Here is a 12,723-nt window from a genome sequence, read left to right as displayed (position 1 = left end):
GACATCTGTGGCTGCGACGCAGGACTCCTGCCGACCGCATCCGGTCCGGGCGTCGTGAGCCGCTGGTCGTCACCGGGCGCGTCCGCTCTCGATTCGCGCGTTGCGCGCGAGGAACTCGCGCCCTCCGCGCGAAAACTTCGATGGCCCCTTGCGAATCGAGTCACGACTCTGGCAGAATGACGCTGCTGTAGTTACAACGTTGTTCCGGTCGCGTCAAGCACCGTCGTCACCCTGGGGAAACGGCGGTCGTGAGGGCCGGATCAGCCACATCGTTCGCACCCATTCGCACCGCCACTGGACCCGGCGCCCGGCAGGAGAGGTCCATCACATGCAATTCATCACCACGTCGAGTATCACGATCAGTGCCACACCGGTCGAACCTGACCCGGATTGGCACGATCGCGCGAACTGCCTCGGAGTCGACCCCGATCTGTTCTTCCCCGAGCGGGGTGCCTCGACGCGTGAAGCCAAGGAAGTGTGCCGAGGCTGCGAGGTGCGTCACGACTGCCTGGAGTTCGCATTGCAGAACGGCGAGAAGTTCGGCATCTGGGGTGGTCTGTCCGAGCGCGAGCGCCGACGCATCCGCCGCCAGCGCGCACAGGTCGCCCGCAGCACCATCGGCGCCTGAGCACGCCCACGCCCACGCAGGCGCTGCCGCACGCGTTCGGGGAAGCGACGGTGGGGTCGGTTCCGTGTGCGCTACCCTGACAGCATGTTCGGAGGAAACGAAGTCATCATCGTCCTGGTCGTCGTGTTGCTGCTCTTCGGAAGCGCACAGGTTCCCAAGCTCGCTCGCAACCTCGGCAAGGCTCAGAAGGAATTCAAGGACAGCCTCGCCGAAGCCAAGGCCGAGGACTCCTCCGACGAGGAGAAGACCGTCGCCGACTCCTGACGGCGCGACGCCGCCGTCGATTCTCCGAGGTCGACACCTCACGGCGCGTCCCGCCGTTCACCCTCTCGAACAACTGCGACCGACCCTCGGCCCATCACGGTCGAGGGTCGTCCGCGTCTCGACGCTGATGGCGGAGTGGCTACGGTCGGCGGATGACTCCCTCCTCCTCCGAGTGGCTCGCTCAGATCGACGAAGCACCGCTCGATCCGTCCCGGGAGATCGTCGATCCGCACCACCATCTGTGGCCTGACGGCGGCGCTCTGCCCTACGGGGTCGACGACCTCGTCGCGGACACCACGTCAGGACACGACATCGTCGCGACGGTGTTCGTCGAATGTCACGCGTCGTATCGCGTCGACGGGCCGCTGGAGCGCCGATCGCTCGGGGAAACCGAGTTCGTCGCGTCGAGTGCGGACGATCTCGCCGTGCGTCACCCGCACGCCGCGCCAATCGTCGGCATCGTGGCGGGCGTCGACCTGACGATCGACGACCTGGACGACGTGCTCGACGCGCACGTCGCCGCCGCCCGGGGCCGTTTGCGAGGTGTGCGCGATGCACTCGCACTGTCACGCGAGCCGGCAGCGCACCTGATTCCCGGCGCGAATGCTGCCGGCAAGTTCGAGGATCCCGCGTTCCGGCGTGGCGTCGAGCGACTGGGCGAGCGTGCGCTGACGTACGACAGCTGGCACTTCCACTATCAGAACCACGAGTTCGCTGCGCTCGCTCGTGCGGTTCCGAACACCACGATGGTGCTCGACCACTTCGGGAGCCCCGTGGCGATCGGCTCGGACGCAGGACGTCACGACGAGATCTTCGAGTCGTGGAAGCATGACATCGCAGAGATCGCCGCCTGCCCCAACACCGTCGCCAAGCTGGGCGGTCTCGCGATGCCGGACAACGGCTTCGGATTCCACGAGGCCGGGAGGCCGCCGACGTCGGACGAGTTCCTGGCGGTGCAACGACGATGGTACGAACACGCCATTGCGTGCTTCGGGCCCGAGCGCTGCATGTTCGAGAGCAACTTCCCCGTCGACCGTTTCTCGCTCTCCTACGGCACCTACTGGAACGCGATGAAGAAGCTCGTCGCCGACTTCTCCGAGCCGGAGCAGGCGACGATGTTCGCCGGAACGGCCAGGCGGGTGTACTCGCTCGACTGAGCCGTCAGACCGAGACGGAGACCTCGGCGGCCTCCTGGCGTCGTGTCTTGAGGATCCGCCGGCGTTCCCGCTCGGAACAGCCGCCCCACACGCCGTGGTCGATGCGTTCCTCGAGGGCGTATTCGAGGCAGCGACCCATCACCGGGCAGTCACGACAGATCTTGCGGGCCTTGTCGACTCCGACTCCGTCACTCGGGAAGAACGTGGCGGGAGGATGGAGGCGGCAGTTGCCCTCGGACATCCATGCGCTCTCCGAGTCGGGGTCCGGAGGAGCGGTGGCGAGTGAAGTGGGGCGGCCGTTGAGCTCTGCGATCGCTTCGGCGCTGAGACCGTTGCCGGTTCGTTGAGGGGCTGCTCTCTTGCTTCGCTTGATCATGCGCATCCTTCCTGACGGGGTGTCGATGGCGACACCGATACCCCATGTTGACGTTCGGGAATCGCAAACGGTTCCCGATTTCTCGTTCGTTTTCCTGGTTCGTGCCAGGAGCGGCCGTGGATCTTTCGATCTCGTTGCTTCTGCGACAGATATCGTCATCATGTCGACAGCGTCAGACAACCGTAACAGAACTGACATGTAGAACACAACCAGATGACATCGATGTCGTTCGCGGGCCGGGCGGCGAGCGGTGCCCCAGTCGATAGAGTGCGCGCCATGTCAGACCTCGCCATGTCAGACCGCACGGAGTCAACGGAACCCAGGGCGCACGCACGCATCGTCTACCTGGGCCCGGTGTCTCCGCACTGGGAGGTGTACGGCGACTGGGGCGACCGACAGACCCTCGACGAGTTCCGGGCCCGTTGCCTGGCCCGCCTCGTCCTGTTGCCGCGCGAGGATCCGCAGTTCCGTCGCAACCGCGAGCGGATCGTACGTGACGCCGAGCGGGAGATGATCTCGATCGAGTGGGACCTCGGTGTGGTCACTCAGCCGATCACCAGCAGCCACGCCGCCGAAGAGCGTGCCGAAGCTGCCGAGGCCGCCGCCGCGGAGTCCGACGAAGCCACCGCCGCCGTCGCTTCCGGTGCAGATTCTCCCGAGGCCGAGGGTTCTGCCGAGGCCGACACCGCCGGCACCGACGACGCCACCGATGCGGCGTCGGTCGACACCGCCGACACCTGAGCAGGGTCCGGATCGTGAGCGACGAGTCGTCCTGGCCGGCGCCGAGCGGGCGCTCGCGGTCGGGTGACACGTCACCGGCGCTTCCACTCGTTGCGCACGACGGCGCCGTCCGCACCGACACCGACCAGCGGTTCCTCAACCGTGAACTGAGTTGGCTCGCCTTCAACGAACGAGTGCTCGAACTCGCGTCCGAGCCCGGGATTCCCCTGCTCGAGCGCGCCAAGTTCTGCGCCATCGCGTCGACGAACCTCGACGAGTTCTTCCAGGTTCGCGTCGGCGCCCTCAAGGACCAGATCGCCGCCGGGCTCGATCGTCCGACGCCCGACGGTCGCACGCCGGCCCAGCAGTTGGTCGACGTGATGGCCCGTGTGCCGGACCTGATCGACGACCTCGACACGGCATTCGTCGACCGTCTCGTCCCGGCGCTCGCCGAGCACGACGTGCGCATCGTCCACTACGCCGACCTGACCGAGGAGGAGGTGGCAGCGCTCGACGCGTGGTACGAGGAGCGCGTCTATCCGATCCTCACGCCACTGGCGGTCGACCCCGGTCACCCGTTCCCCTACATCAGCGACCTGGCCCTGTCGCTCGCGGTCAACGTCGCCGACCCCGACACCGGTGATCGACGCTTCGCCCGCCTCAAGGTGCCCAACATCTTCCCGCGCCTCGTCGAAGTGGCGACCGGACGGTTCATCCCCGTCGAGGAACTGATCGCCGCCAAGCTCGACACGCTGTTCGTCGGGATGATCGTCGAGGAGTGGGCGCCGTTCCGCGTCAGCCGCAACGCCGATCTCACGCTCGAGGAGGACGACGCCGAAGACCTGCTCGAAGCGGTCGAGATGGAACTGCGGCGACGTCGGTTCAACAAGGCGGTGCGACTGGAGGTCGCTCACGACGTCGGCCCCGAGATCCTCGAACTGCTGGTGCGCGAGTTGGAGATCACCCACGACGACGTCACCTACCACCGCTCCCTGCTCGACCTGAGCTGCCTGTGGGAACTGATGGCGCTCGATCGGCCAGATCTCAAGGACGAGCCGTGGCCGTCGGTCACCGCCGGGCGACTCGTCGCAGCCGACGAGGCCGATCGACCGATCTTCGACGCGATCCGCCAGCGCGCGATGCTCCTGCACCACCCGTACGAGAGCTTCGCCACCAGTATCGAGGAGTTCATCTCCCAGGCGGCGGCCGACGACAAGGTGCAGTCGATCAAGATGACGCTGTACCGCGCCGGCGGCGACAGTGCGATCATCCGCAGCCTGATCCGAGCGGCCGAGCGCGGCAAGCAGGTCGCGGTCCTCGTGGAGCTCAAGGCGCGCTTCGACGAAGCCACCAACGTGCAGTGGGCCAAGCAGCTCGAACGTGCCGGCGTCCACGTCGTGTACGGAATGGTCGGCCTGAAGACGCACTCCAAGGTGGTGCTCGTCGTGCGCGACGACGGCGACCAACTCCGTCGCTACTGCCACATCGGCACGGGCAACTACAACGCAAAGACCGCCAAGATCTACGAGGACCTCGGCCTGCTCACCTGTGACGACGCAGTCGGCAACGACGCACTCGAACTGTTCAACCACCTCACCGGCTACAGCCGCGCCGTCGGCTACGAGACCCTGCTCGTCGCGCCACGCGAGCTGCGCCAACAGTTGACCGACCTCATCGAGCACGAGGCGTCGTTCGGGCCGGACGGCCACATCACGCTGAAGTGCAACTCGATCGCCGACCCCGACATGGCCGAGGCGCTCTACGCGGCCTCGGCGAAGGGAACTCGGGTCGACCTGCTCGTGCGTGGTATCTGCTGCGTGCGTGTCGGTGTGCCGGGGTTGTCGGAGAACATCCGGGCCCGCAGCATCCTGGGCCGCTACCTGGAGCACAGCCGGATCTACCGGTTCGCCCACGGGAACGTGATCGACGGTCAGCGCGTCGCAGGCGCCGAGCACGATGCGATCCACCTCACGGGCTCGGCCGACCTGATGCCGCGCAACCTCAACCGTCGCGTCGAGGTGCTCGTGCCGATCGTGCACCCGCGCCACGTGCTGTGGCTCGACCAGGCCATCGAGTTCGCGCTGCGACCCGACGTGGTGGCATGGGACCTGCAGCCCGACGACACCTGGCGGCGAGTGGGCCCACTCGATGCGTTCGAACCGCACCCGCAGGCGTTGATGTACGAGTGGGCCGTCGAGCAGCAGTCCGTCGGCAAACGCACCGCCGACTGACGTCCGACTGTTCCCGGACCGGCTCCGATCGGCCGTCGGCGCTGCTCCTCTTCGGCCCGAATCCCTCGATGGACGAGGTCCCCGGCCGTTGTTCGCGCGATGGACGACGTCCGTTCACCCTCCGTTCACCCATCTCGCCGACCGGTTCACCTTGCGTCCGTAGCGTGCGCCTCGCATCACCGACCGGCCATCGTTCGTGTCGGGATGCGCGAGATCCGAAACCCACCACGAAACGACCATTGGAGAACGACAGCGTGAACAGCAAACGTCGCATCATCACCGGGGCACTCGCCCTGACCCTCGCCGCCGCCGCATGCAGCAGCGACGACGACACGGCTACCGACACCACCGAAGCCGCCACCGCCGACACCGACGCAGTCGAGGAGCCTGCGGGCACCGACGCGATGGAAGAGGAGCCCGCCGGCACCGACGCAACGGACGAAGCGCCCGCCGGCACCGACGCAACCGACGAAGAACCTGCCACCGCAGGGCCTGTCTCGGGAACGCTCGTCGGAGCGGGTGCGTCGTCTCAGGACGCCGCGATGCAAGGGTGGCGCGTCGGCTTCCAGGAGGCGAACCCGGATGCGACGATCGAGTACGACCCGATCGGTTCGGGCGGAGGACGCGAGCGCTTCCTCGAAGGTGCGACCACGTTCGCCGGATCCGACGCCTTCCTCGACGACGAGGAGTTCGCTGCGTCGCAGGAACGTTGCGCCGGTGACGACGGAGCGATCAACCTGCCGCACTACATCTCGCCGATCGCCATCCCGTTCAACCTCTCGGGCGTGGACAGCCTCAACCTGAACCCCGAAGTGATCGCCGGCATCTTCGCCAACACGATCACCAACTGGACCGACCCGGCGATCGCCGACCTCAACCCCGATGCCGAACTCCCGGACCTCGCGATCAACCCCGTCCACCGCTCCGACGACTCGGGAACCACCGAGAACTTCACCGACTACATGAGCCAGACCGCTCCCGACGTGTGGACCTTCGGCGCCATCGAGCCGTGGGACATCGACGGACCCGGCGGCGGCGAAGGTGCCCAGGGCACGTCCGGCGTGGTCGCAGCGGTCGGTGCCGGCGAGGGATCGATCGGTTACGCCGACGCCAGCCAGATCGGTGACCTCCCCGCCGCTTCGGTGGGCGTCGCCGGCGAGTTCGTCGAGTTCAGCCCCGAGGCTGCCGGCCGCATCGTCGATGCATCCGAGCAGCTCGAGGGTCGTAACGACCTCGACTTCGCCATCGAGGTGAACCGGACTCCGGACGATGCCTCGGTCTACCCGATCGCCCTGGTCAGTTACCACATCGTCTGCCTCCAGTACGAGACTCAGGAAGAAGTCGACCTCGTCAAGGCGTTCATGACCTACGTCGGCTCCGAAGAGGGTCAGGCTGCATCGAGCGAATCGGCTGGCTCCGCCCCGATCTCGGCCGAGGTACGCGAGGAGATCCTCGCCTCGATCGATGCGATCTCCGTCGCCGGCTGATCCGATCGGCTGACTGAACATCCCCCGATGAACGTGGCCGGCAGCGAACTCCCACCGGAGTACGTTGTCGGCCACGGCGTCGTCGACACCGCAATCGTCGACGATTCTTCCATCCCCTTGCCTCGACCCGCCCGGAGACACGTCACGTGACGATCATCGACCCGTTGCCGACCGGCGAACAAGACGCCGGTAGCGACCGCAAACTCGACGAGCCCGTGGGCCGTCTCGGAGACAGGATCTTCGGCGGACTGTCGTTCGGCGCAGCTGCGGCGATCCTGGTCACCCTCGGCGCCGTCGCCATCTTCCTGTTCACCCAGGGCCGTGAGGGGGTGACGGCAGACGCCACCAACTTCGACGGTGACCAGGGGTTCGTCGAGTACGTCGGCCCGTTCCTCTTCGGCACGATCTACATCTCGGTGATCGCGCTGCTCCTGGCCACTCCGGTGGCCATCGCCGTTGCGCTCTTCGTCAGTCACTACGCGCCGCGCAAGATCGCCCAGACGCTCGGCTACTTCATCGACCTTCTCGCGGCGATCCCGAGCGTGGTCTACGGGCTCTGGGGAATCTCGGTGCTCGCACCGATCCTCGCCCGGAGCGTCTTCCCGCCGCTGCGGGACAACCTCGGCTTCCTCCCGTTCTTCGGTTCCGACGTCGTCCTGTCGCCGAGCGGGCGCTCCACCCTGACCGTCGGCATCGTGCTGGCGGTGATGGTCCTGCCGATCATCACGGCGATCTCGCGTGAGGTCTTCGTGCAGACGCCTCGGCTCCACGAAGAGGCATCCCTCGCTCTCGGCGCGACGCGCTGGGAGGTGATCCGCCAGGCGGTCATTCCGTATGGTCGCTCGGGGGTGATCTCGGGAGCGATGCTCGGCCTGGGACGGGCACTCGGCGAGACGATGGCCGTGGCCATCATCCTCTCGCCGTCGTTCGGTTTCTTCTGGGACACACTCACGAACTCGAACTCGAACACCATCGCATCGAACATTGCACTCCAGTTCCCCGAGGCTGCGGGGCTGTCGGTCAACCGGCTGGTGGCGACGGGCCTCGTGCTGTTCGTCATCACGTTCGGTGTCAACGCACTCGCTCGACGAATCGCGAGTGCCGGATTCTCGGGAGCAGACGGATGAGCACCACAGACGAACTCGTCCGCGACGAGCCCGTGACCGATCCTCGCCCGACCGACGACATGACGAGCGGGAGCCTCGACGGCTGGCCGATGCGGGGCATCGTCGTGGCCGCGCTGGCGCTCGGTGCACTCACCTGGGTCCCGTCGGGTTCGGTGAACTGGGCGCGCTGGGTCGTCGCATCGCTCCTCGTCTACGTCATCGGCACGGCGATCGTGTCGCGCATCGTCGAGTCGCCGCGACAGGCGACCGACCGCGTCGCGAAGGCGTTGGTGACCAGCTCGTTCTTCGTCGTCCTGCTTCCACTCGTGTCCGTCCTCTGGACGGTGGTGGAGCGGGGCTCCAACCGCTTCGACTGGGCGTTCTACTCGACGACCATGCGTGGGGTGGTCGGCGAAGGCGGCGGCGGCTACCAGGCCATCGTAGGAACACTCGTCATCACGGCGTTGACCGCGCTGTTCTCGATCCCGTTCGGTCTGTTCACCGCGATCTACCTCGTCGAGTACGCCAAGGAAAGCGCCTTCTCCCGACTCGTGACCGGACTCGTGGACGTGATGACGGGAATCCCGTCGATCGTCGCGGGTCTCTTCGCGTACGCGTTGTTCGTGCTGCTCGACGGCCCGGGTCACACGTCGGGTCTGGCGGGTGCGGTCGCATTGACCCTGCTGATGACGCCGGTGGTGGTGCGAACCTCGGAGGAGATGCTGCGGCTCGTGCCGAACGAACTGCGTGAAGCGTCCTACGCGCTCGGTGTCCCGAAGTGGAGGACGATCGTGAAGGTCGTGCTTCCGACGGCGATCGCCGGGATCTTGACGGGAATCGTGCTGGCGGTCGCCCGTGTGATCGGTGAGACCGCTCCGCTCCTGGTGACGGTCGGCATCACCAACGACGTCAACTGGAACCCCATGTCGGGCCGGATGGCGACGCTTCCCGTGTTCTCCTACAACTCCTACAAGTTCCCGACCCTGCCTCCCCAAGCCAGTATCGACAGAGCCTGGGCGGCGGCTCTCACCCTCGTCCTGATCGTGATGGTCCTGTTCTCGATCGCACGTATCCTGTCCACCATCCTCAAGCCGAAGGGCCTGAAATGACCGCACGAGCAACGCCCTCCCCGCTCCAGACGAAGGCACATTCCATGACCGAATCCGTCAGCGTTCCCGAGCTGCACGCGGCTGCGCCGACCGGCGACGTCGACCCGAACTCGCCAGTCGATCGTCCGAATCGGATCGACGTCACCGACCTCGACATCTACTACGGCGACTTCAAGGCGGTCGAGGGTGTGTCGATGACGATCAACCCGAACTCCGTCACGGCGCTGATCGGCCCATCGGGCTGCGGCAAGTCGACCTTCCTGCGTTCGCTGAACAGGATGCACGAGGTGATCAACGGCGCATATGTCGACGGGAGTGTCGTGATCAACGGGCGCGACCTCTACGGGCCCGGCGTCGACCCCGTCGCGGTGCGTCGCAAGGTCGGCATGGTGTTCCAGCGCCCGAATCCGTTCCCCACGATGTCGATCGCCGACAACGTGCTCGCCGGGAAGCGGCTCAACGCGAAGCGGATGAGCAAGGGCGATGCCGAAGCGCTCGTCGAACAGTCGCTGCGCGGGGCGAACCTGTGGAACGAAGTGAAGGACCGGCTCGAGAAGCCGGGCTCCAGCCTGTCGGGCGGCCAGCAGCAACGTCTCTGCATCGCTCGTGCGATCGCTGTCGAGCCCGACGTGCTGCTGATGGACGAACCGTGTTCGGCGCTCGACCCGATCTCCACCCTTGCCATCGAGGAACTGATGCTCGAGCTGAAGGACACCTACAACATTGTCATCGTCACGCACAACATGCAGCAGGCGGCTCGGGTGAGCGAGCGCACCGGTTTCTTCTCGATCGAAGGGACGGGGAAGCCGGGCAGGCTGATCGAGATGGACACGACGGAGAAGATCTTCTCCAACCCGACCGAACAGCAGACGCAGGACTACGTGACGGGACGATTCGGATGAGTCAGGAGCTCCGCTCCAGTTTCCACGAGCAACTCGACGAGGTCCGGACCGGCATCGCCCGGCTCGGCGCCGGTGTCACCGAGCTGGTTCCGCGCGTCACCGAGATCCTGCTCGACGGCGATCTGGAAGGGGCGGAGTACGTCATCAAGGGCGACGATGCGTACGACGCGAAGTCGATCGAGATCGAGGAACAGTGCTTCAGCCAGATCGCGCTCCAGGCTCCGGTTGCCAGTGACCTGCGAGCGTTGGTGTCGGCGATCAAGATCATCGCCGACGTCGAGCGCTCGGCCGACCTGTGCGTCAACATCTGCAAGGCAGCGCGTCGGATCTACAGCCACGACCTCGACTCCCAGCTCCGTGGGATCATCCAGAAGTGCGGGAGCCAGGCGTCGTTGCTCTTCAAGGAGGCGACCGAGGCATACCTCAACAACGACGGTGTACGCGCCGCCGCACTGCAGGACATGGACACCTACCTCGACGACCTGCATCGTCAGTTCATCCAGGTGATCTTCGAGAGTCACGCCGCCGGCAAGATCGACCTGCAGGTCGCAGTACAACTCGCGGTCGTCGCTCGCTTCTACGAGCGCATCGGCGATCATGCAGTGAACGTCGGCGAGCGGACTCGCTACATCGTCGACGGATGGATTCCGCAGGTTCCGTACGCGGAGAGCCGCGACGATCTTCCCGAGGCGTCGGACATCCCGACCTGACGTCATGATCGCAGCCGTCGTGATCGCCCTCCTGGTCGGCGGGGCGATGGGTGTCGTGATCGGTTCGCTCCGACGCAACTCCCCCTCTCGCCTCGATCCCCGAGATGCGATCGGGGTCCGGCCACCGGTCGAGGGTTCGCCGACGGTCGACGAACCCGACGGCATCGGTAGAACGCTGCGCGCCGCTGTCGACCAGTTGTCCCTAGGCGTCGTCGTCGGTGACGCCGATGGTCGGATCGTCTACCGCAACGCCGCGGCCGCCGCCCTGCGGGGGACGCACGCCGGGGTGATCATCGAGGAGCATGTCGACCAGGTCCTGGCCGCGGGCCGATCGGGCGTGCGGATCGACGACGAGTTCGTGTTGCACGGCCCACCCAAGGTGATGTTGCAGTTGACCGCCGAGCCGATGCCGGGCGGCTTCTCCGTTGCGACGATCGAGGACGTGAGCGAACGGAACCGGATCGCCTCGATGCGGACCGACTTCGTCGCGAACATCTCGCACGAACTCAAGACCCCCGTCGGTGCGATCGCCGTGCTGGCAGAAGCACTGTTCGGTGAAGACGACGAAGCGGTGATCACCCGAGTCGCGGGTCGGATGGTCGACGAGGCGCATCGCGCCGTCGCCGCCATCGACGACCTCCTCGAATTGGCCCGCATCGAATCCGCTCCGCGTCTGGATGAGGAGGTCGTGCTGGCCGATGTGGTCGCCTCGGCCATCGCTCGAGGTCGCGTGGTCGACGCCGCGAAGAACGTCCAGGTGACGGCGTTCGACTCCGCCGAGCGGATCGTCGTGCGTTGTGACAGCCGTCAACTGGTGTCGGCCATCGGGAACCTCGTGGAGAACGCCGTGAAGTACAGCGGCGACGACGGGGTGGTCCAGGTCCGGACCCGGCGCGACGATCGGGGCGTCGAAGTGATGGTGGCCGATCAGGGCGACGGGATCCCGGCGCGGGACCTCGACCGGATCTTCGAGCGCTTCTACCGCGTCGACCGGGCACGGAGCCGGGTCACCGGCGGCACCGGGCTCGGTCTCTCGATCGTGCGCCACGTCGCGTCGAACCACGGAGGCGAAGTGCTCGTGTCGTCGACCGAGGGCGAAGGCTCGACCTTCGTGCTGCGTCTCCCCGCCAGTCTGCTCGTCTCTCCCGATCCGGGCGGCGACCGTCATGCCCGCGACCATGAATCGCCCACGCAGGCCGAACCGCGAACCGAAGGACACACCACATGAGCGCTCCCACCATCTTCGTGGTCGAGGACGAACCGAGCTTCGTCGACGCGTTGATCATCGGCCTGACGCGCGAAGGCTTCAAGGTCGAGACGGCAACGGATGGTGCCGAAGCGCTCGCCCGCTTCGACGACGTGGCGCCCGACCTGGTGCTGCTCGACGTGATGTTGCCCAAGGTGAGCGGGATCGACGTGTGCCGCCAACTCCGCAAGAAGAGCCAGGTGCCGATCATCATGGTGACGGCCAAGAGCGCCGAGATCGACACCGTCGTCGGCCTCGAGGTCGGTGCCGACGACTACGTCACCAAGCCCTACAGGATCCGCGAGCTGGTGGCCCGGATCCGGGCGCTCCTCCGACGGTCGTCCACGGGTGACCACACGGCGCGGATGGTGTCGGACCGGATCGAGGTCGGCGGCGTCGAGCTCGACCCCTCCGAGCACGACGTGTCGGTCGATGGCGTGTCCCTGACCCTGCCGCTCAAGGAGTTCGAACTGTTGCACCTGCTGTTGGCCAATGCAGGTCGTGTGCTGCCGCGCGAGACGCTGATCGACCGGATCTGGGGTCATGACTACGTCGGTGACACCAAGACGCTCGACGTCCACATCAAACGACTCCGGGGCAAGATCGAAGTCGACCCTGCCAGTCCCACACGGATCACGACCATCCGCGGCCTCGGCTACAAGTACTCCCGCTGACCCCCTCGTTCCCCCCACGTGAGGATCGCCCCGTCCTGGAACGGGGTCTCGCTCACGTCGGGGTGGTGGGGTGTGGGGGCGTGAGGATCGCCCCGTCCTGGGGCGGGGTCTCG

The 12,723-nt window shown here is 66.3% G+C and carries 13 protein-coding genes; 12 read left to right on the top strand and 1 reads right to left on the bottom strand.

Annotated features, from left to right (window positions below; genetic code table 11):
- Positions 1-328 precede the first annotated feature (328 nt).
- From ABJK40_RS15065 to ABJK40_RS15055, 3 genes are all read left to right on the top strand, one after another.
- Positions 329-628: a WhiB family transcriptional regulator gene (locus ABJK40_RS15065; RefSeq protein WP_015440325.1), complete on the top strand. Its 300-nt coding sequence runs from the start codon at positions 329-331 to the stop codon at positions 626-628.
- Between the two features lie 84 nt (positions 629-712).
- The gene (gene tatA / locus ABJK40_RS15060; RefSeq protein WP_348482879.1) at positions 713-892 is read left to right on the top strand and encodes a twin-arginine translocase TatA/TatE family subunit; all 180 of its coding nucleotides are present in this window, start codon (positions 713-715) and stop codon (positions 890-892) included.
- A gap of 152 nt (positions 893-1,044) precedes the next feature.
- Positions 1,045-2,049: an amidohydrolase family protein gene (locus ABJK40_RS15055; protein WP_348482878.1), complete on the top strand. Its 1,005-nt coding sequence runs from the start codon at positions 1,045-1,047 to the stop codon at positions 2,047-2,049.
- A 4-nt stretch (positions 2,050-2,053) separates the two neighbouring features.
- Here the strand turns inward: ABJK40_RS15055 and ABJK40_RS15050 are convergent, their stop codons facing one another.
- Positions 2,054-2,425, bottom strand: a complete 372-nt coding sequence (locus ABJK40_RS15050) for a WhiB family transcriptional regulator (protein WP_348482877.1) — start codon at positions 2,423-2,425, stop codon at positions 2,054-2,056.
- 276 nt (positions 2,426-2,701) lie between these two features.
- On the opposite strand from ABJK40_RS15050, the gene ABJK40_RS15045 reads away from it, so the two are divergent.
- From ABJK40_RS15045 to ABJK40_RS15005, 9 genes are all read left to right on the top strand, one after another.
- On the top strand, positions 2,702-3,166 hold the full coding sequence (locus ABJK40_RS15045; protein WP_348482876.1) for a hypothetical protein: 465 nt from the start codon (positions 2,702-2,704) through the stop codon (positions 3,164-3,166).
- 14 nt (positions 3,167-3,180) lie between these two features.
- Positions 3,181-5,376: a polyphosphate kinase 1 gene (gene ppk1, locus ABJK40_RS15040; protein ID WP_348482875.1), complete on the top strand. Its 2,196-nt coding sequence runs from the start codon at positions 3,181-3,183 to the stop codon at positions 5,374-5,376.
- A 254-nt stretch (positions 5,377-5,630) separates the two neighbouring features.
- The gene (locus tag ABJK40_RS15035) at positions 5,631-6,863 is read left to right on the top strand and encodes a phosphate ABC transporter substrate-binding protein PstS (RefSeq protein WP_348482874.1); all 1,233 of its coding nucleotides are present in this window, start codon (positions 5,631-5,633) and stop codon (positions 6,861-6,863) included.
- A 146-nt stretch (positions 6,864-7,009) separates the two neighbouring features.
- Positions 7,010-7,990 carry a phosphate ABC transporter permease subunit PstC gene (gene pstC / locus ABJK40_RS15030; protein ID WP_348482873.1) on the top strand — a complete coding sequence of 327 codons (981 nt, stop codon included), beginning with the start codon at positions 7,010-7,012 and terminating at the stop codon, positions 7,988-7,990.
- Positions 7,987-9,078, top strand: coding sequence for a phosphate ABC transporter permease PstA (gene pstA / locus ABJK40_RS15025; RefSeq protein ID WP_348482872.1), 1,092 nt, complete (start codon positions 7,987-7,989; stop codon positions 9,076-9,078). The genes pstC and pstA overlap by 4 nt, the downstream gene beginning before the upstream one ends.
- 44 nt (positions 9,079-9,122) lie before the next feature.
- Entirely contained in the window at positions 9,123-9,980 is an 858-nt protein-coding gene (gene pstB / locus ABJK40_RS15020; protein ID WP_348482871.1) for a phosphate ABC transporter ATP-binding protein PstB, read from the top strand.
- Positions 9,977-10,690 (top strand): phosphate signaling complex protein PhoU, encoded by a 714-nt coding sequence (phoU, locus tag ABJK40_RS15015; protein ID WP_348482870.1) that lies wholly within the window; start codon positions 9,977-9,979, stop codon positions 10,688-10,690. The genes pstB and phoU overlap by 4 nt, the downstream gene beginning before the upstream one ends.
- 4 nt (positions 10,691-10,694) lie before the next feature.
- Positions 10,695-11,918, top strand: coding sequence for an ATP-binding protein (locus tag ABJK40_RS15010; protein WP_348482869.1), 1,224 nt, complete (start codon positions 10,695-10,697; stop codon positions 11,916-11,918).
- On the top strand, positions 11,915-12,610 hold the full coding sequence (locus ABJK40_RS15005; RefSeq protein WP_348482868.1) for a response regulator transcription factor: 696 nt from the start codon (positions 11,915-11,917) through the stop codon (positions 12,608-12,610). Before ABJK40_RS15010 ends, ABJK40_RS15005 begins: the two co-directional genes overlap by 4 nt.
- Positions 12,611-12,723: the final 113 nt, after the last annotated feature.

The sequence above is a fragment of the Ilumatobacter sp. genome, assembly GCF_039969435.1.
Taxonomy (GTDB): domain Bacteria; phylum Actinomycetota; class Acidimicrobiia; order Acidimicrobiales; family Ilumatobacteraceae; genus Ilumatobacter_A.
Note: the sequence above shows the minus strand (reverse complement) of the source record. Positions and strands in the feature narration are given on the sequence as shown.